This is a genomic window from Bacillus sp. REN3, assembly GCF_017912555.1.
Classification (GTDB): Bacteria; Bacillota; Bacilli; order Bacillales; family Cytobacillaceae; genus Mesobacillus.
Window position 1 is genome coordinate 210,770 of the sequence record NZ_JAERSD010000003.1, and the last position, 25,676, is coordinate 236,445.

At 47.7% G+C, this 25,676-nt stretch carries 21 protein-coding genes; 19 read left to right on the top strand and 2 right to left on the bottom strand.

Features of this window, described 5'->3' with window-relative positions; translation table 11 throughout:
* The first annotated feature begins 121 nt into the window (after positions 1–121).
* From spoIIQ to JJQ88_RS04000, 7 genes are all read left to right on the top strand, one after another.
* Positions 122–1,054, top strand: coding sequence for a stage II sporulation protein SpoIIQ (spoIIQ, locus tag JJQ88_RS03970; protein ID WP_210364440.1), 933 nt, complete (start codon positions 122–124; stop codon positions 1,052–1,054).
* A gap of 469 nt (positions 1,055–1,523) precedes the next feature.
* The gene (locus JJQ88_RS03975; RefSeq protein ID WP_210364441.1) at positions 1,524–3,521 is read left to right on the top strand and encodes a penicillin-binding transpeptidase domain-containing protein; all 1,998 of its coding nucleotides are present in this window, start codon (positions 1,524–1,526) and stop codon (positions 3,519–3,521) included.
* 584 nt (positions 3,522–4,105) lie between these two features.
* Positions 4,106–4,288: a hypothetical protein gene (locus JJQ88_RS03980; RefSeq protein WP_246860918.1), complete on the top strand. Its 183-nt coding sequence runs from the start codon at positions 4,106–4,108 to the stop codon at positions 4,286–4,288.
* A gap of 217 nt (positions 4,289–4,505) precedes the next feature.
* Positions 4,506–4,808: a DUF4212 domain-containing protein gene (locus JJQ88_RS03985; RefSeq protein ID WP_210364443.1), complete on the top strand. Its 303-nt coding sequence runs from the start codon at positions 4,506–4,508 to the stop codon at positions 4,806–4,808.
* An 81-nt stretch (positions 4,809–4,889) separates the two neighbouring features.
* The gene (locus JJQ88_RS03990; RefSeq protein WP_210364444.1) at positions 4,890–6,560 is read left to right on the top strand and encodes a sodium:solute symporter family protein; all 1,671 of its coding nucleotides are present in this window, start codon (positions 4,890–4,892) and stop codon (positions 6,558–6,560) included.
* Entirely contained in the window at positions 6,541–8,421 is a 1,881-nt protein-coding gene (locus JJQ88_RS03995) for a DUF294 nucleotidyltransferase-like domain-containing protein (protein WP_210364445.1), read from the top strand. The genes JJQ88_RS03990 and JJQ88_RS03995 overlap by 20 nt, the downstream gene beginning before the upstream one ends.
* Positions 8,422–8,434: 13 nt before the next feature.
* Positions 8,435–9,100 (top strand): 3'-5' exonuclease, encoded by a 666-nt coding sequence (locus JJQ88_RS04000; RefSeq protein WP_210364446.1) that lies wholly within the window; start codon positions 8,435–8,437, stop codon positions 9,098–9,100.
* 449 nt (positions 9,101–9,549) lie between these two features.
* On the opposite strand, the gene JJQ88_RS04005 is transcribed toward JJQ88_RS04000, so the two are convergent.
* The gene (locus JJQ88_RS04005) at positions 9,550–10,344 is read right to left on the bottom strand and encodes a LysM peptidoglycan-binding domain-containing protein (RefSeq protein ID WP_210364447.1); all 795 of its coding nucleotides are present in this window, start codon (positions 10,342–10,344) and stop codon (positions 9,550–9,552) included.
* A 396-nt stretch (positions 10,345–10,740) separates the two neighbouring features.
* On the opposite strand from JJQ88_RS04005, the gene spoIIID reads away from it, so the two are divergent.
* Positions 10,741–11,013: a sporulation transcriptional regulator SpoIIID gene (spoIIID, locus tag JJQ88_RS04010; RefSeq protein ID WP_079506386.1), complete on the top strand. Its 273-nt coding sequence runs from the start codon at positions 10,741–10,743 to the stop codon at positions 11,011–11,013.
* Positions 11,014–11,201: 188 nt separating this feature from the next.
* Here the strand turns inward: spoIIID and JJQ88_RS04015 are convergent, their stop codons facing one another.
* A complete protein-coding gene (locus JJQ88_RS04015; protein ID WP_210364448.1) occupies positions 11,202–11,540 on the bottom strand; it encodes a hypothetical protein in 339 nt (112 codons plus the stop codon).
* 461 nt (positions 11,541–12,001) lie between these two features.
* Between JJQ88_RS04015 and essC the strand changes: the two genes are divergently transcribed.
* The 11 genes from essC (at position 12,002) to JJQ88_RS04070 (ending at position 25,674) form a co-directional block, all read left to right on the top strand.
* Positions 12,002–16,621: a type VII secretion protein EssC gene (essC, locus tag JJQ88_RS04020; RefSeq protein ID WP_210364449.1), complete on the top strand. Its 4,620-nt coding sequence runs from the start codon at positions 12,002–12,004 to the stop codon at positions 16,619–16,621.
* Positions 16,614–16,865, top strand: coding sequence for a methyltransferase (locus tag JJQ88_RS04025; protein ID WP_210364450.1), 252 nt, complete (start codon positions 16,614–16,616; stop codon positions 16,863–16,865). The genes essC and JJQ88_RS04025 overlap by 8 nt, the downstream gene beginning before the upstream one ends.
* A gap of 69 nt (positions 16,866–16,934) precedes the next feature.
* Positions 16,935–17,309, top strand: coding sequence for a hypothetical protein (locus JJQ88_RS04030; protein WP_210364451.1), 375 nt, complete (start codon positions 16,935–16,937; stop codon positions 17,307–17,309).
* A 53-nt stretch (positions 17,310–17,362) separates the two neighbouring features.
* Positions 17,363–18,139 carry a hypothetical protein gene (locus JJQ88_RS04035; protein WP_210364452.1) on the top strand — a complete coding sequence of 259 codons (777 nt, stop codon included), beginning with the start codon at positions 17,363–17,365 and terminating at the stop codon, positions 18,137–18,139.
* Between the two features lie 5 nt (positions 18,140–18,144).
* The gene (locus JJQ88_RS04040; RefSeq protein WP_210364453.1) at positions 18,145–19,596 is read left to right on the top strand and encodes a Tle-like phospholipase domain-containing protein; all 1,452 of its coding nucleotides are present in this window, start codon (positions 18,145–18,147) and stop codon (positions 19,594–19,596) included.
* Positions 19,597–19,628: 32 nt separating this feature from the next.
* Positions 19,629–19,820: a hypothetical protein gene (locus JJQ88_RS04045; protein ID WP_210364454.1), complete on the top strand. Its 192-nt coding sequence runs from the start codon at positions 19,629–19,631 to the stop codon at positions 19,818–19,820.
* Positions 19,821–19,896: 76 nt separating this feature from the next.
* A complete protein-coding gene (locus tag JJQ88_RS04050; protein ID WP_210364455.1) occupies positions 19,897–20,199 on the top strand; it encodes a WXG100 family type VII secretion target in 303 nt (100 codons plus the stop codon).
* 30 nt (positions 20,200–20,229) lie between these two features.
* The gene (locus tag JJQ88_RS04055) at positions 20,230–20,532 is read left to right on the top strand and encodes a pore-forming ESAT-6 family protein (RefSeq protein WP_210364456.1); all 303 of its coding nucleotides are present in this window, start codon (positions 20,230–20,232) and stop codon (positions 20,530–20,532) included.
* Positions 20,533–21,630: 1,098 nt separating this feature from the next.
* Complete coding sequence (locus JJQ88_RS04060; protein ID WP_210364457.1) at positions 21,631–22,935, top strand: FHA domain-containing protein; 1,305 nt, start codon at positions 21,631–21,633, stop codon at positions 22,933–22,935.
* Positions 22,936–22,949: 14 nt separating this feature from the next.
* A complete protein-coding gene (locus tag JJQ88_RS04065) occupies positions 22,950–23,717 on the top strand; it encodes a PP2C family protein-serine/threonine phosphatase (protein ID WP_210364458.1) in 768 nt (255 codons plus the stop codon).
* 13 nt (positions 23,718–23,730) lie between these two features.
* On the top strand, positions 23,731–25,674 hold the full coding sequence (locus JJQ88_RS04070; RefSeq protein WP_210364459.1) for a serine/threonine-protein kinase: 1,944 nt from the start codon (positions 23,731–23,733) through the stop codon (positions 25,672–25,674).
* Positions 25,675–25,676: the final 2 nt, after the last annotated feature.

Genomic DNA, 25,676 nt, shown 5'->3' on the forward strand with positions numbered 1-25,676 from the left:
CCTATCCAAACTTTTTTGCATAAAATCTTCCTCATTGTCGAAAAATAAGCAGTAAAAATTTTTCCAACTCTATGTATATATTTTTTCGCATCTGTTCAGACTGATTGCTGAGGTGATGAAAATGAGAGAGGAAGAAAAAAAATCTTCTCAAGACAAAAGTATGAAACGCTTTTTCAAAAAGCGGTGGGTGTACCCAACAGTTTATATTGCTAGTGCCGCAATCATTCTAACTGGTGTTCTCTGGTATCAAAATAGCGGTAGTAACGGTTCAGACCAGCTTGAATATAAAGCGTCTGACATGCCTGGCAAACAGTTCAACGATGAGCCAGCACTTGAAGTGAACCGCGCGATGGAGAACTTCGTTATGCCAGTTGCGAATGAAGACGAAGCTGTCATCCAAATGGGATTCTATGATAATGACGGCAAAGCAGAAGAGCAGGAAGCCGCTCTAGTGTTCTATAATAATACGTACCATCCGAACACTGGAATCGACATCTCTTCAAAAGACGGCAAGGAGTTTGATGTTGTTGCGTCACTCAGTGGAACTGTCACAAATGTCATGGAAGATGAATTGCTTGGAAATGTCATCGAAATTGAACACGACAAAGGTATTGTAACACAATATCAGTCAGTAAAAGACTACCAAGTGAAGGTTGGCGACCAGGTTGAGCAAGGACAAGCCATCGCGACTTCTGGTACAAGCCAGATCAATGAAAAAGCTGGCAATCATGTACACTTTGAAATCCGGAAAGACAATGTCCCAGTCAACCCGCATGAGTACTTCAACAAGCCATTGAGCGCACTGCAAGAAGCTAAGATCACCGAGGAAAAGCCAGCATCCGATTCAGATGCAGGAAAGTCCGAAGAAGGAGCGTCTGATGAAGAAGGCTCCAACGAGGAAGGCGCTGAAAAAACAGCACCGGAAAAAAGCAAACCTGCTGAAGACAATGGAGAAAAAGAAGACACAGATAACAAGAAAGATGCTGATGGTGACAAGGAAGCAGACGAAGATACAGACACTTCTACTGACTCCGACACTTCAAGCAACTCATAATACAATCTAAATGTTCGATCCGCCTGGCAACCAGCGCGGATTTTCTTATTTTAACGCATTGCCCCGATGGTGCTCTGCCGCATTGCATGAGAACGCATTGCCTCGGTGGTGCTCTGCCACATTGCATGAGAACGCATTGCCTCGATGGTGTTCCGCCCTTTCCGAACGAACGCTATACCACGTGATAGGTGGAACCCTGGGATCAACCCTCTAGAATCCACGCTTTCCCCCATTGAGTTTCTCCCTCCCCAAATAACCGTTTTACTCGCTGGGTTCACCTCGCTCCGGATCAAAACCAGAATCAAGGCAAACGGAGTGCAAAGCACCCACACTTGGTCCACTCCGAATCAGTCCTTCAATTTTCCAGATAAGCGCACAATTGATAAAAAAACTGAACCGCGGGAGCTGGTCTTTTCCATTTGGGATGCAGTAAATCTATGGTAAAATCAAACGGGAGGAGGGGTTACATATGAAAAAGCTATTGCTTTTTATATTGTCCGCCCTGGTTGCGGCCGGCATTGCAGGCTGCAGCAAGGAGCCGGCGCCTGAGGAACGGTTCGCGCAGTATGTAAAGTTATGGAACGACCAGAATTTCGAAGAGATGTATGGTTATTTATCAAAGGAAGCGAAGGATTCTGTCACCAAAGATGAATTTGTCAGCCGTTATAATAAAATTTACAAAGATTTGGAGATTCAAAACCTGAAAGTCAGCTACAAAAAGCCTGATGAAGAGAAGAAGAGGAAAGAAGAAAAGGCCAGCCTGCCGTTTTCGGTAAAAATGGACAGTGTGGGCGGCCCGATTGAATTTGACCATAAAGCCGCTTTTATAAAAGAGGAGCGGGATGGCAAAGACAACTGGTATCTTGACTGGAATCCGACTTATATTTTTCCCGACCTTGAAAAGGGGGATAAAATCAACTTTAAAAACGTGAAAGCCCAACGGGGGCAAATACTCGACCGCGCTGGAAACGGGCTTGCCATTAACGGAACCGCACTGGAGATTGGTGTGGTGCCGGGCCAACTGGGCGGGCAAAAAGCGCAGACAATCACCAAACTAGCTGAACTGCTTGACATGCCGGCAGACCAGATCAATAAAGCAATGAATGCCAGCTGGGTAAAACCGGAGTATTTCGTGCCGCTGAAAAAGATTTCGAGCACGGATAAAGCGCTTCATGAAAAGCTGTTTGCGCTTGACGGAGTCACGAACAAAAAGGCCGATGCCCGTGAATATCCATATGGGGAAGCCCTTTCCCATTTGATTGGCTATATCGGCCCGGTAACGGCGGATGATCTGGAAAAATTGGAGGGCAAAGGCTATACGGCCAATGATATGATTGGGCGCCGCGGACTCGAACAGGTTCTCGAAGATCAATTAAAAGGGACCAATGGAGTCAGGATTTCCATCGTCAAGAAGGACGGAACCGAAAAAATCCTTGCTGAAAAACCGGTAGAGGATGGACAGGATGTCCAGCTGACAATCGACGTAGTTGCCCAGCAGCAGCTGTATGACCAGCTGAAGGGAGAAGCTGGCATGGCGGCAGCACTTCATCCGACAACAGGCGAAACGCTGGCATTAGTCAGCGCGCCAGGTTTTGACCCGAACGCCATGGCGCTTGGGATCTCGCAAAACAAGCGTGAGGAATTGGAAAAGAATCCGCTTCAGCCGTTCCTGAACAGGTTCAAGCTTACGTATGTCCCAGGTTCAGTAATCAAGCCGATCACCGCGGCAATCGGCCTGGAAAGCGGCAAACTCAAGCTCGATACAGCGTATAAAATTATTGATAAACAGTGGCAAAAGGATGCATCGTGGGGGGAATACAAGGTCACAAGATATTCCAATGTCGTCGGGAACATTGACCTGGAAAAAGCGCTTGTTTATTCGGATAATATTTACTTTGCGATGGCAGCGCTGCAAATGGGGACGAATACATTTGCCGAAGGCTTGAAAAAGTTCGGTTTCGAAGACCAGCCCGAATACCTGTATCCAATGGAAGCATCCCAAATCGGCAAGCTTGACAGCGAAATGCGGGTGGCGGATTCAGGCTATGGACAGGGACAGGTGGAGATGAACATCTTGCATTTAGCCGCAGCCTATACACCTTTAGTCAATAATGGCAACCTGATCAAGCCGGTCCTCAAAAAGGATGATAAACAAGGCCAGGTATGGAAGGAAGGCGTCGTCAGCAAGGAAAATGCCGCAGCACTCAACAGCATGCTGAGGAAAGTCGTCACCGACCCAAAAGGCACTGCCCATAACGCCCAGATGGCTGAACTGCCGCTTGCGGGTAAAACCGGAACAGCAGAAATCAAGGAAAAGCAGGGCGAAAAAGGGAAGGACCTTGGCTGGTTCGTCGCCTACAATCCAGAGTCGCCCGATATGATCGTCTCGATGATGGTAGAAGACTCCGGCTCGAAGGAAGTCGTTGACCGGGTGAAGGGTTTTTACAAGATGAACAAACAGGATTGAGATGAAAGTCCGGCCAGGGTGGAATCCTGGCACTCGAAGTGATGCTTGGAGTGCCAGCTGAAGGAAGCCGGAGGCTCTCTCCATCAAAGAAGCTTTAGCCCGGTCTATAGGATATCGCAGGCTGCGGGCAGGTCCGTCGGCCGCTTATACACTTTATAAAAGAAGGAGCGCATGGAATTCACCTGCGTTCCTTTTTCGTTATGGCTGTGTTGATTTTGATTGTCGGTTTTCCGCTCAAGACACTTCCTTTTTCGCTAGCCTCCTCGGCACTCTGCGTCCCGGGGTCTACCCATGCCCCTACCTTCCGCCGGAGACTTCGTGCCTGCCACTCCTAACTAAAGTAATGTTTCATTTTAATTTTTTTTCGACATCTCCCCTCCCCCTCGAACAAGCCAAAAACCTCCTAGTTTTCTAATGCGAAAGTCACCTGCCGGAAAAAAATCGACATAGAAAGCGATTACAATTAGCTAAATTAACATCTTGACCTGCATGGTCATTATATGGATAATGAAATTAAAAATTTTCTAAAGATTTAGTTAAATTAGGACCGGCCAATAATACAAACCAAAGATGGGGGAATGACATTGATTATACTTATAGGCTTGATGGTTATTACTGGAGTCAGTCTGTTTCTCGGATTGAGGCGAAACAAGCTGATCTTCCTCGCCCTTCCATTCATCAGCATTTTTCTTTATTTCCTCGTCGAAATCATCAAGGTGCCCGCTCCATTTTTTGATACGGTCAAATTCATCTTCAGCCTCGGCTGATTATCCTGATAGTCACGTTCTTTGCGTCCACATTTGAATAATCCGCACCTCACCCAAGATTTTCCCATCAAGACTGCAATGGTATTGGCTTTGCCCTGGCAAAGTTCATATAATACAAATTCTCATAAAGGGAGTGGAAGTTTTACAATATAGGACTTTAAAAATGCCGTGTCGGGAATTCCAAAGGGGATAAGCAATTCACAAAGGGGTGTAATGTTTGAAGAAAATTGATAAGGCAGTCGCAGATTCATATTTCCGGGAAAAAACACGCTACATGTTCATTTACCTGGCTATCTGGTTCCTCGTTTCGTTCGGGGTAGTCCTGCTCGCTAAGCCGTTCAGCAAATTGTCGATTGGCGGTTTCCCGTTCCACTATTTCATGGGGGCACAGGGGGCGGTCATTACCTTCATCATCCTGCTGTTTGTCAATGCGAAAGTCAGCGATGGAATTGACAAAAAGTACGGCATCGATGAAACGGCGAATATCAGACTGAGCGAGGGGAAAACAGTCGACCATTAAAGGACGTAAAGAAAATGTAAAAAAAGGCGCAAAAGCGCCAACGAGGGGTCAAAAGGAGCAGTTAAATAAAGGGGGAGAACTTTGGATACACAATTCTTGGTCTCATTATCTATCATTTTAGCGACATTCGCTTTGTATATTGGAATAGCTCTCTATAATAAAGCGAAAGCGACTTCGGATTTCTATGTTGCGGGCCGCGGCGTTCCGCCAATATTCAATGGAATGGCCATCGGTGCTGACTGGATGAGCGCGGCATCGTTCATCGGGATGGCGGGTACGATCATGCTGCTCGGTTATGATGGACTTGCCTATATTATGGGATGGACAGGCGGTTATCTGCTATTGACGTTCCTGCTTGCACCGCAGCTGAGGAAGTATGGGCGCTACACGGTGCCTGAATTCATCGGCGACCGTTTCAACAGCCATACCGCACGCATCATCGCCGCAGTCTGCACGATCATCATCAGCTTTACCTATTCGATTGGCCAGCTGTCCGGGTCAGGGGTTGTCATCGGCCGTCTGTTCGAGATCGATGCGAAGCTCGGCACGATGATCGGCGTCGTGCTGATCGCATTCTACGCTGCGTTCGGCGGCATGAAGGGCATTACCTGGACACAGGTTGCCCAGTATATCATCTTGATCCTTGCCTACTTGATACCGGTGATCTTCATGTCCCTGCAGATCACGAACAACCCTCTGCCATGGCTTTCGTATGGCGAGCTTGTCGGAAAAATGGGTGAGCTTGACCGCGAACTCGGGATCTCTGAATACTTCGCTCCATTCACGAACGGGACAAAGTGGCAGTTCCTTGCCTTGATGTTCACCTTGATGGCAGGGACCGCGGGCCTTCCGCATGTCATCGTCCGTTTTTACACGGTTTCAACGATGAAGGCTGCCCGCTGGTCTGGTGCATGGGCGCTCCTGTTCATTGGTTTGCTTTACCTTTCGGCACCGGCTTATGCGGCGTTTTCCCGTTTCATCTTGATGACGAAGGTTGCCGGCAGCAAAATAACCGAGCTTCCTTCCTGGACAAAAACATGGGTCGATACCGGGAAGCTTCAGCTGGCTGATGGCAATGGCGATGGCGTGCTGCAATGGAATGAATTGATCATTTCCAACGATATCGTTGTCATGGCTACACCGGAAATCGCCAATCTTGGCATTTTTGTCATCGGGCTTGTCGCCGCAGGTGCGATGGCGGCTGCCCTGTCCACGGCTGGCGGATTGATGATCGCGATTTCTTCCTCTTTTGCGCATGACATATACTACCGCGTCCTGAAGCCTGATGCCACGGAAAAAACGCGCCTGAATGTCGCGCGGATATCTATTGTCGTCGCAACATTGCTTGCTGGGATCATCGCCCTTAATCCTCCAGGAGCGATCACGCAAATCGTTGCCTGGGCATTCGCGCTTGCGACCGGAACTTTCTTCCCGGCGCTCGTACTCGGTGTCTGGTGGAAACGATCGAATTCCCAGGGGGTCATTGCAGGCCTGCTGGTCGGCCTTGCCGTTACGCTCGGCTACATCTTCGCCGCAAAATACGGCGGCTTCACAATCCTTGGCATCATCGATACCGGAGCGGGAGTGTTTGGCGCAACAGCCGCCATCCTCGCCAACGTCATTGTTTCGCTGGCGACGAAAGCACCATCGCAAAAAATTCAGGAGGAAGTACTCGACCTTCGCTATCCTGAACAAATGGTGTATAAGAATGGCGAAGTGTGGATGAATGAAGATGGAACAAAAGCAATTTAAGGAAATCATCCAGGCTGTGCAGTACCACCCGATTTTCCAGGGGGTGGGCGAAAGCACAGCCCTTTCCCTTGTCGAGGAATGTGAAATCCTCACCTATTCAGGAAAAGAAATGATGCTCCGGGCAGACACGCCACGCCAGGGACTTTTGCTGATAATGGAAGGAATCGCGGAAGTCTTTGTTAAAAATGGAGATGGATACGAAGAGGTTCTCGAGGTCATCCAAAAAGGGGAAATCGTTGGTTTTTCCAGTCTGGCTGAATTCCTGGGCTTATCGAAAATGGAGAAGTCACAGTCGACCGTCGATGTGAGGGCAATCGAAGAAGTCAAAGCGCTGCTCATCCCTTTTTCCGTCCTGGCGAAAAGATGGGATGACCAGGGTGTCCATGATTATTTGCTGACCCAGGTCGCCATCCGCCTGAAGGACGTATACGGATCGCTGGCAGAGCAGGTGAAAATGGCAAAGGGGATGGGCCAGAGTGAAACGATCCTTACAAGGGTACAGGATTTGATGACGGAAAAAATAGTATCCGTCCATCCGGGAACGAAAATCCAGGAAACAGCCCAGATAATGGCAGAGAACCGGTCGAGCTCTGTCCTTGTAGTTGAGGGGAAAGAACTCATGGGCATCATCACTGAACGCGATATCGTCGAGAGGGTCGTCGCGAGCGGCCTCACCTACCAGGAGGCATCAAAGGCGGTGATGACAAAAAACCCCGTCACGATTTCGCGGTTCGCCTACTATTATGATGCTTTTTCCGAGATCCTTTTAAAAGGAATCAAGCACCTGCCTGTTGTCGACAATGGCGAAATCCATGGAATTGTTACCCTGACAGATCTTCTCAGGAAAAAGAATGATAGTGTCATGAAGACAATCAAGAAAATCGAGCAGGCTGATGAAGAAACCCTGCCTGATGTAAAAGCTGCCATTTACGACATAACGGAGACGCTTCTGAAGGAGCAGGTGCCGGTGATCACCTTGCTGGGCATCATCACCAGGCTGTATGATCGCCTGATCAACCGGGCTGTGGAACTTTCCGTGGAGGCATTGCGGAAAAATGGACTCACGCAGCCAGCCCCGTTCGCGTTCTACCTGATGGGCTCAAGCGGCCGTGGCGAGCAATTCATGCTGACTGACCAGGATCATTTCCTCGTCTATGGGGGGACAGAGAATCATGTGTATTTTGAAAAGCTGGGAACCGAAATCACGAACAAGCTGGAACATGCAGGGTACGCACGCTGCAAAGGGCTGATGATGTCGAGCGAACAGCGGTGGAGGGGAAGCGTGCTTCAGTGGCAGGACAGAGTCCGATCATGGATGCTCCAATCGACAAACGATAACCTGCTGCTTGCCCAGAATTTTTTCTCGTATCGATTTGTTTCGGGCGACACCTCCTTGCACAGGGAGTTCGAGGAGGGCATCGCCGAGTTGCTTGATCGTTCGCGGATTTTTTTATACAGGATGGCACAGGCGGAAAAGGAGCAGGAAATCCCGTCCCTGGACCAGCCGATCAAAGCGCTGTTCAAGCTCGGCCGCAAAAGCATCGATATGAAAAAAGAAATCTTGTTCCCATTCCATCATAGCCTCCAGATCCTATCGCTCTATTACGGTATGATAAATGGAACCCCACTTGAAAAAGTTAACGCGTTAAAGGAAAAAGGGATTCTTACCGAAGGATTCTCCGAGGATTTGAAGGAAGCATTCAGCCATGTCCTTGAACTCTACATCCGGCAAAGGTGGCATCATGGCAGCACGGTATTGATTTTCACGACGATGTCAACGAGGCAGAAGGAAGAATTGATTCTCAGCCTCCGGACAATGCGTGAACTGCAGGGACAAGTATTTGCAAGGTTCTCGATGTAGAAAGGATGAGGGCATGTTTTTCCAGCGCAAGAATATTTCCTGCTCACTGAAATACGACACAGTTCCATTATCGACGCCAATTGATGAGTTATGTTTCATCGTGTTCGACACCGAGACGACCGGCTTCCAGGTGGCGGCAACAGACCGGCTGATCGAAATTGGCGCGGTTCCGGTCAACGGCCACCATGTGATCGAATCCGATCGTTTCCAGACATACGTCAATCCGGAACGACAAATTTCTCGGGAAATAATCGAACTTACTTCGATTACAAACGAGCAGGTAGCCGAAGCCCCAAAGGCAGCCGATGCCATTTCAAGTTTCTTTGATTATGTGGAATCGCGCGAAGCGGTCTGTCTTGTCGGCCATTATGTCAGCTTCGATACGCTTGTATTGAAAAGTGAATTGAAACGAGAAAAAAGGTCATTGAAAAAGCTATTCACGATTGACACACTCGATCTGATCGGCTTCATTGCCCCCTCTTACGATATGCGCGACCTCGAACGTTACGCAATGGCTTTCGGCACGAGGATCTATGACCGGCACCGCGCGATCGGCGATGCCCTGACCACCGCTTATCTGTTCACCGAGCTTCTCCAGCAGTTCAAAGCGAGAGGATTCACAACCTGGGGCGAACTCATCAAAGCAACCGACAGCCAAAGCAGAGCCCTGCAATTTTAAAGAAAACTCGCCGATTGGCGAGCCGCAAGGCGAAGACAGAGGGGTAGTTGCCCTTATACTTTATCCCTAAAATTGGCAGCTGCGCGGATTGATCCCCCTGCTGCCAATTTGTGATTTTTTAAAGTATAAAGAAAACTCGCCGATTGGCGAGCCGTAAGGCGAAGACAGAGGTGTAGTTGCCCTTATACTTTATCCCTAAAATTGGCAGCTACGCCGACTGATCCCCCTGCTGCCAATTTGTGATTTTTTAAAGTATAAAGAAAACTCGCCGATTGGCGAGCCGCAAGGCGAAGACAGAGGTGTAGTTACCCTTATACTTTATCCCTAAAATTGACAGCTGCGCTGATTGATCATCCAGCTGCCAACTTAAACTTTATTCCTGGAATTGGAAGGAACAGCACAACACTATGATTCTTACCCATAGAAAAAGAACCCTGATGGGTTCTTTTTTAATGTATATTCACGACTGCGCCGTTTTTATAAGAAACCAGTACTTGTGAACCTTTCATTTCCTGGTAATTTTTGGCGGTACCGTAGGCAACCTTTAAGGGGATTGCTTGTCCATTGTTGATGAATTCTACTGTGAAGTTATCTGCAGCCCCTGAAATAACGGCTTCCATCGATTTTATCTTGCCTGGTATGGTCAGCTGCTGGCCGATGAGGACGAGATCTTTGGTTAATTTGTTTGCATCCTTCAGATCCTTCACCTTTACATCAAAGCGTTTTGCTAGGCTCCATAGCGTATCGCCAGGCTTGACTGTGTATTGGTCCACCTTTAAGTCTTGCCCGTGGACAGGGACTTCCAACGACTGTCCAATATAGATGGAATCGCTTACAAGCTTGTTCTCTTTTTTCAATTCCTTGACTGAAATACCGTATTTCCTGGCTAGCGAGAACAAAGTATCGCCTTTCTGGACAATGTGGATCCCAGCTTCATGCTGATTTACGCTGGCCGGTACCTCTAGCTGCTGGCCGACTTTGATCCGATCAGAGGTAAGCATATTGACCATCTGCAGCTTTTCCACGGTTGTCTCATATTTTTTCGCCAGGCTGTAGAGCGTATCGCCTTTTTGTACAGTGTAAATGGCACTGCAGGCTCCCGCTTTTTTTGTACCTGTCCCCAGCAGCAAAGCCGTGGCAGCAGAACCAGCCAGAACGGCTCCAAGCAACTGCCTTTTCCGCTTTAGTGCTGCCCTCCGTTTTTGTTCACGGATTCGCTGTTTTCTTGTCTGTCTGTACGTCACAACAATCTCCCCCAAAAAAAATATAAACTCCCCAATATAGATTCGAAGGGAAGTTTGGTTTTATGTCCTTGAAATGGATATAGAGGAAAGTTTTTCCTCTATTTGATGGCTTTTTCCAGAAAATCTTTGCCGAACCTTGTCCCTATTATGCTTTTCGTGCATATATCCTCAACCAAGCTAATAAAATGTTACAAACCTGACAAAGAGAGTGTTTGAGGTGAGGAGTCGTTTGAGGACTATGGAGATTTAGCCGGGGACATGATTATTCTTTGTAAATCCCAGAAGGGCATCCTTCTGCCGCAATAGAGATTTGTTTGCGGAATGCAGTATTTGCCGATGTTGAAAAGCGAGTCTCATTTCACACTTCTCACATCCAATTTAGGGAGGGCGAGTGGTGTGCACGATTACATCAAAGAGAGAACGATCAAGATTGGAAAGTATATCGTGGAGACGAGGAAAACAGTTCGCGTCATTGCGAAGGAGTTTGGCGTGTCCAAAAGTACAGTCCATAAAGACCTGACAGAAAGATTGCCTGAAATCAACCCTGACCTTGCAAATGAAGTAAAAGAAATCCTTGATTACCATAAATCGATCCGCCATTTAAGGGGCGGGGAAGCGACAAAACTGAAGTATCGGAAAGAGGAAAGGGAAGAAGAACCTGTTAAATGAAGAGAAAGATCATTGAAAACGCTTAAAAATGCGGAAAGGATATCAAGGCCAATAGCAAAAAGTGAATAGGCCCAGCTAGGAATCAGACAGCTGGGCAGCGCCAATAAAGGGGGTAAAATTCTGCTTTGTCATCAGCGGAGATTGCCGCCTTTTTCATATGGAAAGAGGGACAAGACTTCGCTTGGCCCTTACCTCAAATTCATATTCTGCAGCCTTGCTTCCCTCTCAGCGGCCGCTTTCTCTGCGGCTGCACGCTCCGCCGCTTCCCTTGCTTCCTCTTCTTTCCGGATTTCATACGCGGCCTCGATAATATCGGGACTAATCCTCAGAAGGAGAGCATGGAGTTGGGAGATCTCCCTGTTGATGTTATCGATTGCGTTGTTTATAAGAGTGATTTCCTTGGCTTTCCACCCGTGATTCAGATCTCCCTTGAAATCAAGCATCCTGCCTTTGATCGAATCCAGGGAGGAAGCGTATTGGCTGAGTCTGTTTGCCTGGGAAATGGCTGCTCCTACGTCAACTTTCATACGGATCACCTGCTTATGAAAAAATAAGATTCTTTGATTATATGAATGAATTGTAATTATTTCCAGAAAAACACACAATCTTTTAATGGAGAATTAATGAAAAAATAATAAAAATTTTACATAGGTAACAGGGTTTGGGAAGAAGTAATAAGGGTAAAAAGAACCAGATTTTTCTTTTTTTTCAAATTGACCTATACCTTAAAACCATTTTACGCATAATCATCGGCAGCCAAAATAGGACAATGTTCCCTATTTTTCCAATTAAGGGGGTAACTGGTTGACGTGAATGCCTGATATTGTAAGATATTTATATATTTAGTGCTGTTTCGAACGTTGGAAGAAACGGCAGCTCTTCCACGCTAAAATAGTAAAAGCTATTTGTTTTTCAGTATACATACAATGAATATATTACTATTATGAAGTACCTGCAGGACCAGGTGCGGACAAGGGAGGGGAATTAGTTGATCCTCACGCTTTTTGACAGAGAACGGGCGCTGGATTTAGTGCTACCTGATCGAATTACCGGCAGATACATATTGAACACAGAAGACCAGGATGGCAACCAGATTGATATGATGGCCATTGAAGGTGATGAGGGCCAGTGGTATTTGAAATCGAATAAACATGCCTTCTTGAAAAATCATCATAATGAAATTGAATCGAAGGTGCTTCTTGAGCCATTCAAGACCTATACGATCTATCGGGACAAAGACCAGTCAGCCCTTCTGTATGTTGAGCCGCAGACAACGGACAGGAACGAGTACACGAAGCATATCGCGACTGCGAATACAATCAAGATCGGCCGTTCCCAGGACAGCCAGATTTGTTTTTCGAACAAACTTGTCTCCGGTTCACACTGCGTCATTGAATTTGACAGCAGCAATGGGGCGACAATCAAAGATTACAACAGTTCGAATGGCACATATGTGAATGGTGAGAAAATCAGGGATAAGAAGCTTGCAGTTGGGGATGTCATCTTCATCATGGGCTTGAAGATCATTTTTAACGGCCGCTTGCTGTCCTTGAATAATCCGCATAAATCCGTCTTCCTTGACCGCAACGCATTTAATCCTTTCATCGCAGAAAAACCCATCATTGAAGAAGAAGTCGATCTTGACGAATTCCATACAGAAGAAGAGAATACGAATCTATTTTACCGCTCTCCCCGCTTCAAGCGCGACATCGAAAAAGCGACAATTAAAATCGACCCGCCGCCGCAGCAGCCCAACATGGAGGAGACGCCGCTCATGCTGCTTCTTGGCCCGTCCATCACGATGGGGATGGCCTCTCTGCTCACCGGCCTGCTCTTGTTGAACAACGTCATGTCGCAGGGCGGCAACATCATGCATGCGATGCCGATGCTCGTCATGTCATTCAGCATGCTGCTTGGGACCGTCCTCTGGCCGATCCTCACGAAAAAATATGAAAAAAAGCGGAGGATCAAGCTAGAAGGCATCCGCCAGGAAAAATACCGGAAATACCTTGAGGAAATGAAAGTGGTCATCCAGGAGGAATGCAAGCACCAGAGCGAGATCCTGCTTGAAAACCATGTCACGCTCGAGAACTGCCTGACCAGGATCAAGAGGCGCCAGCGGAACCTGTGGGAACGCGGCCTCGGGCAGAACGATTTCCTGAAGGTCCGGCTCGGGATCGGGGATCTGCCGCTGAATGCGGAAATCAAGTATCCAGAGAAACGATTCATGCTTGAGGATGATGACCTGCAGGACGCCCTGTACGAAATCGTCGAAAAGCCGCAGATTTTGAAGGAAGTCCCGGTCACGGTCGACCTGACTGAAGAACGGGTAAGCGGAATCATTGGCAAGAGGGAAGAAGTGAAAAGCTTTGTCCAGGGTTTGATCTTCCAGCTGACTGCTTTACATAGCTACGATGAACTCAAGCTCGTCTTCATTTATGATGAATTTGAAAATGACACCTGGAATTTCGTGAAGTGGCTGCCGCATGTGTGGGATGAAGGAAAGACGATTCGCTTCGTTGCCACGGATGCCAATGAAATAAAAGAGCTCTCCGCTTATTTTGAAAAAGAAATCACGTATCGCCAGGAGCTGGATGATGAAGAACTGGATGAGCTCACCCAGCAATATGTCGTGTTTTCCATGAGCAAGAGCCTGGCGTCAAAAGCCGAGATGCTGAACCTGCTTTTAAAAGAAAAGAAAAATATCGGTTTCAGCCTGATCGCCCTTTACGATGAGCTGAAGAACCTGCCGAAGGAATGTACGAATGTCATAGAACTGGATAAGAGTTATTCAAAGATCTATGACAAGGATGACATTTCCGGAAGATATGTAGGCTTCAATGCAGATATCTATTTACATGAGGATGCTGAAGAGCTTGCCGTGAAATTGGCGAACATCCAGCTGAATACATCGCAGAAAGCCTATACCCTTCCTGATATGCTGACATTCCTTGAAATGTTTGGCGTAGGGAAAATCGAACACCTGAATGCTCTGACAAGATGGAAGGAAAACAATCCGGTGCGCACGATTGAAACCCAGATCGGTGTCGATACGATGGGAGAACCATTCAAAATCGACTTGCACGAAAAATATCATGGCCCGCATGGATTGATCGCCGGGATGACTGGTTCCGGTAAAAGTGAATTCATCATGACATTCATTTTGTCGCTAGCTGTCAACTATCATCCGGATGAGGTGGCTTTTATCCTGATTGACTATAAGGGCGGCGGGATGGCAAATGCTTTTGAAGAGCTGCCGCACCTTGCGGGGACAATCACGAACCTTGACGGTGCCGCTGTCAATCGCTCGCTCATCTCGATCCAAAGTGAACTGAAACGGCGACAGGCGATTTTTAGCGAAACAAGCCGGATCGTTGACCAGAGCAATATTGATATCTACAAATACCAGAAGCTGTACCGCGAGGGCATGGTCAAAGAACCGCTCCAGCACCTGTTCATCATTTCCGATGAATTTGCCGAGCTGAAGGCCCAGCAGCCAGAATTCATGGATCAGCTCGTCAGTGCCGCGCGTATCGGCCGGAGCCTTGGCGTCCACTTGATCCTGGCGACACAGAAGCCGTCTGGGGTCGTGGACGATCAGATTTGGAGCAACAGTAAATTCAGGATCAGTTTGAAGGTACAGGAAAAAGCAGACAGCATGGAAGTCATCAAACGACCGGACGCGGCAGAACTGAAGCAGACTGGCCGATTCTATCTCCAGGTTGGATTCAATGAACTGTTCGAGCTTGGGCAATCGGCATGGGCCGGAGCCCCTTACTACCCATCAGATAAGGTCGAGAAGCACAAAGATGACAGCGTTGTGGTCATCGACGATCTTGGCCGCGTCATCAAGAACGCTCGCATTGACAAGCGAAAGACCGCTATCAAGAACCCGCCTAAGCAAATCGATGAAATTACGGAGTATCTGGCGAAGCTGGCCAAACAGGAAAACATCAAAGTACGCCAGCTATGGCTTGAGCCAATTCCTGAATTGATCTACCTTGACGATTTGAAAAAGAAATACAATCCTGCGCAGCATAGCTTTGAACTGAACCCGGTCATCGGAGAGTATGATGATCCGGCGAACCAGAGGCAGATGGTGATGAGGATGCCGATTTCACAGGAAGGCAACGCCGTCATTTATGGTATCGCGGGCAGCGGGAAAACAACGTTCCTGACCACGATGATTTATTCCCTGATGGAGGAGCACACACCGAACGAAGTGAACTTTTATATGCTCGATTTCGGGTCTGAAACACTGACATGGTTCCGCGAAGCGCCGCATGTCGGGGATGTGATGCTGTCGCATGAAAGCGAAAAGATTAACAACCTGTTCAAAATGCTGGCGGGTGAAGTCGAACGCCGGAAAAAAGTCACGTCGAATTATGGCGGTGATTTTACCACTTACAATGAAATGTCTGGCGAAAGCCTGCCTGCCTTGATTGTCGTGATCCACAATTACGCAGCTTTTTCCGAAATATACGAAGATCTTGAAGAAGGCGTGTCATTCCTCACCAGGGAAGGCTTGAAGTATGGGATCTACTTCATTGTCTCGGCCATCAATACGGGAGCGATCCGCTACAGGCTGCTGCAGAACTTCAAGCAGCTGTATGTCCTCCAGTTGAATGACCAGACGGAATACTCCGGAGTACTTGGGAATGTCGATGGAGTGTATCCTTCTAAATCCAAGGGCCGCGGAATTTTCAAAGCAGATACAACATATGAATTCCAGACCGCCCATATTACAAACAAGATTGACAATATGTATACATTCATCACGGATTATTGCAAACGGATTCGCGATGAATGGACACAGCCTGCCGCAGTAAGGGTGCCGATCCTTCCTGAAAAAGTCGATCTTGATTACCTGCGTGATGAAGCAAGGAAAATGAACAGCAACAGGGTGCCAGTGGGTGTCGAGAAGGATTCGCTGAAAATCGCACGATTTGATTTCCTCAGCTCCTATTTCAACATCGTCACGGCTATGCAAAATGACCAGTGCTCAAGCTTCATGCAAGGGCTCGCTGAATTATTCAGCGCCGGGGAAGGCAAAGAATTGATTGTCATGGACCCGAACGGGCATTTCAAGGCTGGGAGCAGGCTGGAGTATAAGTATATAGCCGATGCAGCCGATCTTGAGGAAACCATCATCTACCTGTTCAACGAGCTTGTCCACAGGAACAACACAACAAAAGATGCAATCGAAGCCGGCGAACAGCCGCCGGTATATGGAAACATTACATGCATCATTGATTCTTTCACGGACGTCATGATGTATTTATCGCCGGATGGCCAGGATAAGCTGAAGGTCTTCCTTGAAAGAGGAAATGGCCTGAATGTCAACCTGATCATTTCGGACAGCATAGATAAGTTAAGCTCCGTTTCTTTTGAGCCTTGGTTCAAACAGCAAGTCTCGCTCAGCGATTTTATCTGGGTCGGCAACGGGATTACCGACCAGTACGTCATGAAAGTCGGCAAAGTGACAAATGACATGTACCAGGAAATCCCGCATGGCTTCGGCTACGTCGTCACAAAAGGAAAGCCAACGCTCGCCAAGCTGCTGACCTCCATCGAAACCATGGAAGAGGAGGTAGCGTTCCATGGATAAAGTACTCGTCGAGGTATACATTCCTGCCTCGGAAAAGGCATACGATGTCTTCCTGCCGCCCCAAAGCAAGCTTCATGAGGTTATCTACCTGCTTTCCGGCACGATGACAGAACTATCAGAGGGGTATTTCAAAGCGACAGCGGATACCATCCTCTGCGACCGCAAAACCGGCACGATCCTCAACATCAACCAGACAGTTGAAGAAGTCGGCCTGGCCAATGGAGCGAAGCTGATGTTAATTTAGAAAACCATTTTTCAGGCTCTTTGCTAAAAAAGTTTTTGGTAAACATACGCAAGGATGGAAATGTGTGGAGTGGAACAGAAAGTAGGAAACTCCAGCGGGTCAGAGGGACAGGAGATGCCCAGCAGGCTCTCATCCGGGGGGTCAGAAGGACAGGAGATGCCCAGCAGGCTCTCATCCGGGGGGTCAGAAGGACAGGTGGGTGCCCAGCAGGCTCTCATCTGGCGGGTCAGAGGGACAGGTGATGCCCAGCAGGCTCTCATCCGGCGGGTCAGAAGGACAGAAGATGCCCAGCAGGCTCTAATCTGGCGGGTCAGAAGGACAGGTGGTGCCCAGCAGCAGGCTCTCATCCGGCGGGGAAGGCGACAGCAGCCCCGCAGAAAGAGATCAGCTGCAGATGAATTCAACTGCCATTTGCAAAGCAACAAAGTTTTGATAAAAGGTTGATGGACTTGACTGCCGGAAGTTTACGGGAAACAGCAAAAAAGGAAGTGAAGACATTGTCTAGGAGGCTAATGCTGACGATCATGGCAGCATTTACAATCGTGGGAGGAGCGGGTTGCATGAATTCAGAGAACAAGGTTATTGTGCATTTGGAAAAAAAGTATAACCAGAAATTCTCAGTTGAGGGCGTGAAGAAAGGCAGCAAGATGCTGGCGCAGATGTACGGCAAAGATAAGCTGACTGTTCATCCTGAAGGAAATCCAGATTTGGTTTTCCTGGCACAAGAGGATGCGAAGGATAAGGATGTCATCAATGATAATTATGTCGTTGCCAAGTGGGCGGAGGAGTTAAAAGCGGAACTGGAGCCTGAGATCGAGGAAAAACTTCCTAAAGGAAGCCCGTACAAAGTACTGCTGCAAATTTCTCCAAGGAAATACGACGCTTCCATGGCCAGCATGCCATTCGATGAATATATGAAAGACGAAAAGGATTTCAGGGTCGTCATCGTTGCCGCTATCAAAACGGAGGGTGAACCTCAAGTCAGCCGATACAGCCAGAATCTCTATGATTTATTTGGCGTAGCAAAAAGCGTGGGATCGAAGAGGTATACCATCTCAGTAGGGTTTGTTGATCAGTCGGAGGATGTCAGTGATTATATCAGGACTTCCCTGATCAATAACATCCCCTGGGGGAACCTCGAAGCAAATCTCTATGGCTATGTAAATATCGATGAGGAATTCGATGGCGAAAATCCGAGTGCGGGAGCAGATGAGAATTTACTTTTGCAGAGTCCTGAAGATGTTTCCAAGCACTACGTCCCGATAGAGGAGTGACTTGAATGTCTTTAAAAAACTTGACTGAAAAGGAAAAGAACATTCTCATGCAGCTGTCCTATTTGGATATTCCTCCAAAATTTGAAGTGAGTGAAACAAAGCCGCGTAATATCCATGTAATCCTGAATGAAATTGAAGAAAGCGGGATTGATGTTGATAATGAGCGGATGGCCAACATCCAGGCATATCTGGAAGAAAACAAGAACTCCCCGCTTCATTCCATTAAAGTGACAGGCTATGATAACAACAACCCCAATGAAGCGAACAATTCAAACGGGAAGTCTGAATCAGGGCTTGTAGCATATTCCATCAAGGACAGTGATGGCAATGGCGCTGTCCTGTTCAGAGGGAGTGAGTCGATGGGGGATTGGGACCATATAAAGACAGACTGGACAGGGAATGTTATCGCAGGGATTGGAATTGAAACGCAGCAGCATAAGGAAGCGATGAAATTCTATGATGCCCATATGGCCGATGTGTCGGGTCACATCACGATATATGGCCACTCCAAAGGCGGCAATATCAGCTCACATGTCTATGTGAATAACTATGGGGAGAAAGTGGATGCCTACGTGGTCAACGGTGCACCCTTATGGTGGTTCAGCCTAACCGATGACCAGAAAGAGGCATTGAAGGGCGACAGTTTCACCTTCATCACATACGAAGGAGATTTCGTATCGCACCTTGGATATGCCCCCTATGTCGATAAGATTGTGAAACTCAATAAAAATCATGGAGACTATGCTAATCCATTTTATCCGCATTATGAAACAAGCGTCGATTTCAATCCTGATGGCAGCTTTGTCAGTACACGCGGCGCGGATGAATGGATGATCACCGACATTGCTCGCGACCTTTACTACTCGATCGGCAGCACAGTCGCCTATATTGGAAATACACTCGTTGATTGGGGGAGAGATACGGCTGTAACCGCGATCAACTGGGCAAGGGAGGCAGCGATGGTAGTCAGCAGCGCTGCACTGAATATTGTCTATAACACCTACCAGGGAATGGTGAATGCAGCCAACTATGTGAGGGACCAGGCGCTGCAATTCATATCCAGGCTGCAAAATTTCGGCCGCGACCTGGTGGCGGATGCAAGAAGATTCTTTGACACCGTTGCCCAGAGCACCAGATCCATTATTTCAAGAGCCATCAAGTTCATAACAGGTGGCAGCAATCCAGTCGAGCCATTTATTAGAGTTGACGTTTCGCGCCTATATTACTACTCGAATCGGCTTCGCGCGCTGCAGCGCCGCACCCAACAGCTTAGAGACATGATTGATGATTTGTACTTGGAGGCAGGCATACTGGGTCTTGATAATGTGCTCAAAGCGGATATCAGTCTTTCATTTGATGGAAGAATCCCGGATAGCATTGCCTACCTTAACCGTACAGCCGAGCTCCTCGACCGTAATGAAAGGTACCTGGCTGGAATGGCCAATACGCTAAAGTAGGGAATCCTGCGAACGAATAGGAGGCTGGGACTATGAACCCTAAAGTGAAAAGCAAGATTAATAGAATCGCAACGGAAGCGAACGCGATCGCCAGGGAACTCGAAGGAATCGCACAAGGCATCGGCCATGAATTCAAAGGCATCGGTTCCGTTAAATGCGCTTCCGGTTTGCGGAACTCCGCGGAAAAATACCGATATGTAAGCAATCAAATGAGAAGAATCTAATACCTATGGCTCTTTTGTAAAAGATTCCTCTTTTACAAGAGTTCATATAAAACCCGCTATAAAGGAGGTGATACGAATGGCGAGATCCATCATGGTAGAACCAGGGAAACTTGAAACTACCGCAAGCAGGATTGAACAGCAGGCAGCTGACTATGAAAGAACCTACAAGGCCCTATACACAGAGGTCGAAGCAATGGGCTCTGCTTGGCAGGGAACCGATAACATGGCATACGTCTCTCAAATCAAAGGCTTCATGGATGATTTCCACAAGATGACCACCTTGATGAGACAATACTCTGATTTCCTGAAAATGAGTGCCAAGACATACCGCGACACTCAATCAGAGGTAATCAACCAAGCTAAGCGATTAAGCAACTAATCCATCACATAACGCAGGAGGTGAAATACATTGGCAGGAGAAGGAATCAAAATCTCGCTTGGCGAGGTCAGCAAAACCGCGGGCCAAATCCGCAACCTGAACCAGCAATTGTCTACAAGACTAGAAGAAATCAAGAAGGACATGAACTCCCTTTCATCTTCCTGGAATTCTGATTCTTCTGAAACCATCAGGGGTAAATTCAACGCACTTGCTCCACGTTTCGAAGAGTACCGCCAAGTAGTCGACAGTTATGCCAAGTTCCTGGATAACACCGTCACCAACTACAACACGGCTGAAACAGCCATCAACAACAACGCAAGTTCTTTCAAGTAAGAGGGGTAGGGGGGCAAGCAGCATGCGCAGTTTGCCCTTCCTTTAAAATCGCTCCCTCAGGAACGGTCCCAGCCCATTGAAAAGTGCGGCTGCGGTAACCCAACTCAAAAAGGGGCCAACAGGGATTAAACCGCACTCAACAGGGATTAAACCGGTCTCAACAGGGATTAAACTGTGCTCAACAGGGATTAACCGGTTCAACTGGGATTAACCGCGCTCAACAGGGATTAGACCGGTCCCAACTGGGATTAAACTGTGCCCAACAGGGATTAAACCGGTCTCAACAGGGATTAACCTGCGCTCAACAGGGATTAAACCGGTCCCAACTGGGATTAAACTGTGCCCAACAGGGATTAACCGCGCTCAACAGGGATTAAACCGCACTCAACAGGGATTAAACTGCACTCAACAGGGATAAACCTGCACTCAACAGGGATTAAACCGGTCTCAACAGGGATTAAACTGTGCTCAACAGGGATTAACCGGTTCAACTGGGATTAAACCGCACTCAACAGGGATAAACCTGCGCTCAACAGGGATTAAACCGGTCTCAACAGGGATTAAATCGGTCCCAACAGGGATTAAATCGCGCTCAACAGGGATTAAACCGGTCCCAACAGGGATAAAATCGCGCTCAACAGGGATTAAAAAGCGTTCAACAGGGATTAACCCGGTCCCAACTGGGATAAACCTGCGCCCAACAGGGATTAACCGCGCTCAACAGGGATTAAAAAGCGCTCAACAGGGATTAAACCGGTCTCAACAGGGATTAAATCGCGCTCAACAGGGATTAACCTGCGTTCAACAGGGATTAAACTGTGCTCAACAGGGATTAACCGGTTCAACAGGGATTAACCGCACTCAACAGGGATTAAACCGCACTCAACAGGGATAAAACCGCGCTCACCTGGGATTAAACCGGTTCAACTAGGAAGCTCTTATTGGTGAGATACCCAGTCACAATGGAAAAAAACGATATTTTCAATAAAAAAAGCTAACAACTGCAAAAACCTGACCTTTTGCGGAAACGTTGAGCGGATTTCATCAGCAAAAATGAATCAAATCACGCATAAATTCAAAAATTGGAGTCGAAACGCAATGATCAAATATGTGGAACTGAAATTAGAAAGCTATGGCATCTCAAAGTTTCTTTATTTTGAGGCGGGGAGCAAGGAGGAGATTGACGCTGGGCAAGTGGAGCAGCTGAGGGGAAGCCGGATTCCGGGGGTTCTTCCGTGTGCTGCGCTGCTTGAGGGTGATTGCTGCTACCTGCGTTATGACCTGATTTCCGATGTGACACTTGAATATTGGAATTCCACTACCGCGACGAAGGAGAAGTTGTACAGCAGCTTCCTGAACATTGCCGAGACGCTGGCGGATGCAGAGCAAAACGGCCTGGATCCTGCGAATTTCGTGTTCAGCCAGCAGCAAATCTTTATTGATAATTTTTCAAATAGATTAGTTTTTATCTACCTTCCTTTAAAAAATAATGTTTTTGAAAAGGTATCACTTAAAGACTTTCTAAAAGAATTGCTGTATTCGGCTCCATATGATGGAAACGGTGATCCTTCCTTTTTCGTCAAGTTCCATAATTACCTTGCTGAAGCCGGGGAGATCACACCAGCAGGACTGCTGGAGAAATTGAACGAAATCGCAGCCGAATCGGACAGCCTGCTTATGAAGCCGACGAAGCTTCCGGAGCAATTGTTCAAAACGGAATCAGGCCTTCCGGAAAGCGAGCCGAAGGCAGAAACAGCAACACCGGCTATACAGCCTCATTTTTACAGCCCAGGAAGCGAAATTCACAATGTCAAGACGAGCCTTGAAAATGGAGTCCTGACCTCTGAATATAGCAGCCAAAAGAAGGATGTCAAAACTGGACGGAAGCTGGAAATCGAGGAAGAAGTCAATTACAAGCGAATCACGCGGGCGGAGGTAGATGAGAACAACTCGCTGCTGAAGGACGCCGCTTCATTAGGGGCAACAGCAATCAATATCCAGCCGGCTCTCTCCCACCACAAGCAGGATGAGGAAAACGAGGGAACGACCGTCCTTGGCGTGTTCCCTGACGACGAGGAAGAGGGCACGACAACACTCGGACACACGACGCCAAGGCCATTTTTGCTGGCGGTCGGAAGAAACGAAAAAATCACGATTGCCAAGGATTTTTTCAAAATCGGCCGTGACCCGATGAGAGCGGACTTCGCCTCTGACAATAAAGTGATCGGGAGGGTCCATGCCCACCTGATCTCAAACGATGGTGAATATTATTTTGAAGACAATCATTCGACAAATGGCAGCTTTGTCAATGGTGTGAAGGTATCACCGAAGGAACGGATCAAAATCAAGCATGAGGATAGGATCAAGCTGGCCAATGAAGAATTCATATTCAGGCTGTATTAATGGAGGAAACAACAATGGCATTTCAAGTGGCGTACTATACCGACATCGGAATCAAGAAAAAAACGAACCAGGACGGATTGCTGCTGAAGACAGCAAAGACCCCGGACGGAGAAATTGGCCTGTTTGCTATCTGTGACGGCATGGGCGGTCTTTCACATGGAGAGCTGGCGAGCGCAACGGTTGTAAGGGGCCTTTCAGACTGGTTCGATAACGAACTGCCGGACATCCTCGAAACAGAAGGGGCTGGAAAAGAAATTCCGAAAGCTTTGGCCGAACGTATCCGCGAGCTGAATGAAAAAATCATCCAATACGGGGAAGCCTCGAATACAAAACTTGGGACGACGATTACAGCGCTGTTCATCCATTATTCCAGCTACTTCATCATCCAGATCGGGGACAGCAGGGCGTACAGCATCAACGACAGGATCACAAAGCTGACGGAAGACCAGACACTGGTGGAAAGGGAATTGAAGCGCGGCAACATTACCGCGGAACAGGCGAGGATCGACCCGCGCAGGAACGTGCTGCTCCAATGCGTCGGCGCCACGAAAAAGATCGATGTCGTGATTACCAGCGGGGAAGTGAGGGCCGGCACCCTGTATATGCTCTGTACCGATGGCTTTTACCATGAAATCGCTGAAGAAGAAATACATGTCAACCTGAATCCGCGCCATCTTCCCGATGAAACAAGGATGAAGGATAAGATTGTCGAACTAGTCGAGCTTGTGAAACAGCGCCAGGAAACAGATAATATTTCGGTCTTGTTGACGAAAGTGATGTAGTGGGGGAGTAACCTTGATTAAAATAGGCACAATCATTGATGATCGATACGAAATACTGAAGGAGATCGGACGCGGTGGTATGAGCGTTGTCTACCTGGCGATGGACAACCGGCTGAACAAATCGCTGGTGGTAAAGGATATCCGCAAGCGCAGCAACAGCAACAACGAGCTTCTGATCAACAGCCTTGTTGTCGAAGCGAACATGCTGAAAAAGCTCGACCATGGTTCGCTGCCAAAGATATACGACATCATCGAATCGGAAGGCGACATTTACGTGGTGATGGACTATATCGAAGGGGAATCCCTGAAGGATCGGCTGAAGCGGGATGGCAAGATTCCTGCGAAAGAGGTCATCGAATGGGCGAAGCAGCTGAGCGATGTACTGGGATACCTCCATTCCCGCCAACCCTATCCGATCATTTACCGTGATATGAAACCCGACAATGTCATGCTGACGCCTGAAGGAAAAATCAAGCTGATTGACTTCGGAATCGCGCGTGAATTCAAGACCGAGAACCTGTCCGACACAACCAACCTCGGGACAAAGGGTTACGCGGCGCCTGAGCAGATTTCTGGCAGGCAGACGGATGCAAGGACCGACATCTACAGCCTGGGCATTACCCTTTACCACCTGGTGACCGGGAAAAACCTGAGCGAGCCGCCGTTTGAAATCAGGCCGATCCGCGAATGGGATTCATCCCTTCCCGAAGGTCTCGAGCATATCATCAACAAGTGTACGCAGGCCGAGCCGGCCAACCGTTACCAGATTTGCGAAGAGCTAAGCTATGACCTGGAGCACATCAACAGGCTGACGAAGGGCTATAAAAATATGCTCATGAAGAGGCTCTCGATGTTCCTGATTCCGGCTATCCTGTTCCTTTCCTTTTCAGCCACATCCGTTTTTGGCTATAAAAGCATGAAAAATGAACAGTTCAAGGATTATATGAAGCTCGTCAACCAGGCTGGCATATCCTTGATGGACGGCAAGGAAAGCGAAGCGATCGCAAAGCTTGAGCACGCGATTACTACAGTAGACAACGAGCGTCCTGAAGCCTATATCAACTTACTGGATTTATATATTAATAGGGACGAGACAGACATCGGACTCGCCAAGCTGGAATCCTACATACAAGACAAATACGGGCAGGTCCACAAGAACGATGAAGTGCTATTCAAGATGGGGATGACCTATTTTGATGTGAAGCGGGATTACAACTCCGCGTTGAAATACTTTCAGCAAGTCGATGCAAAAGAACTTCCGGATGCCCAATATTACAAATCGCTTGCCACGACGATGAGCAGCCTGAATGTCGACTATACGAAGTTTGCCAGCGACCTGCAGGCGTTCTATCAATACAACGATGGGCTGCCAAATGACCGAAAGAAGATCGATAACTATAATTCTCTCGCCAATATCTATATTTCCTATAAAAGCCAGATTCCTGAAGCGAACTCCCAGGCGATCGACGTCATCAAGAAAGCAAAGGATGTGCTTGCCAAGCTGGAGAACGAACAGCTCCAATTCAAATATGAAATGGAGTTCGAGCAGAAGATCGCCCAGGCCTACTACAGCCGCGGAGTAAACTCAGCCGATAAGGAAAGTGCCCGCAATGACTTCGAAATGGCAATCGAGCATTATAACAACCTGCTGGATCTGAACGCGGAGGACCAGGAAGAGATCCTTGTCAGAATCGGTGTCATCTATCAGGAAATGGGAGAATTCTCACGATCAGCAGAACAATTCAACACCACGCTGAAAAAGTTCCCTGAAAGCATCAACGCCCATGTAAAACTAGGCAACCTCCTGCTCGACATCGAACAGGCCAAAGAAGAAAGCAAACGCAACTACACCCAGGCAAAAACAATCTACCAAAAAGCCAGCAACCTAAAAGACGCAGCCAACAACGAAGCCTACAAAAAACTAACCAGAAGAATGCAAAACCTCAACATCAAATAAAG

What these genes read in the sequence shown, in the direction of transcription:
- spoIIQ (WP_210364440.1), top strand. Translation starts at nt 122, where the DNA reads ATGAGAGAGGAAGAAAAAAAATCTTCTCAAGACAAAAGTATGAAACGC.
- JJQ88_RS03975 (WP_210364441.1), top strand. Translation starts at nt 1,524, where the DNA reads ATGAAAAAGCTATTGCTTTTTATATTGTCCGCCCTGGTTGCGGCCGGC.
- JJQ88_RS03995 (WP_210364445.1), top strand. Translation starts at nt 6,541, where the DNA reads ATGGAACAAAAGCAATTTAAGGAAATCATCCAGGCTGTGCAGTACCAC.
- JJQ88_RS04000 (WP_210364446.1), top strand. Translation starts at nt 8,435, where the DNA reads ATGTTTTTCCAGCGCAAGAATATTTCCTGCTCACTGAAATACGACACA.
- JJQ88_RS04015 (WP_210364448.1), bottom strand. Translation starts at nt 11,540, where the DNA reads ATGAAAGTTGACGTAGGAGCAGCCATTTCCCAGGCAAACAGACTCAGC.
- JJQ88_RS04025 (WP_210364450.1), top strand. Translation starts at nt 16,614, where the DNA reads ATGGATAAAGTACTCGTCGAGGTATACATTCCTGCCTCGGAAAAGGCA.
- JJQ88_RS04040 (WP_210364453.1), top strand. Translation starts at nt 18,145, where the DNA reads ATGTCTTTAAAAAACTTGACTGAAAAGGAAAAGAACATTCTCATGCAG.
- JJQ88_RS04045 (WP_210364454.1), top strand. Translation starts at nt 19,629, where the DNA reads ATGAACCCTAAAGTGAAAAGCAAGATTAATAGAATCGCAACGGAAGCG.
- JJQ88_RS04050 (WP_210364455.1), top strand. Translation starts at nt 19,897, where the DNA reads ATGGCGAGATCCATCATGGTAGAACCAGGGAAACTTGAAACTACCGCA.
- JJQ88_RS04060 (WP_210364457.1), top strand. Translation starts at nt 21,631, where the DNA reads ATGATCAAATATGTGGAACTGAAATTAGAAAGCTATGGCATCTCAAAG.
- JJQ88_RS04065 (WP_210364458.1), top strand. Translation starts at nt 22,950, where the DNA reads ATGGCATTTCAAGTGGCGTACTATACCGACATCGGAATCAAGAAAAAA.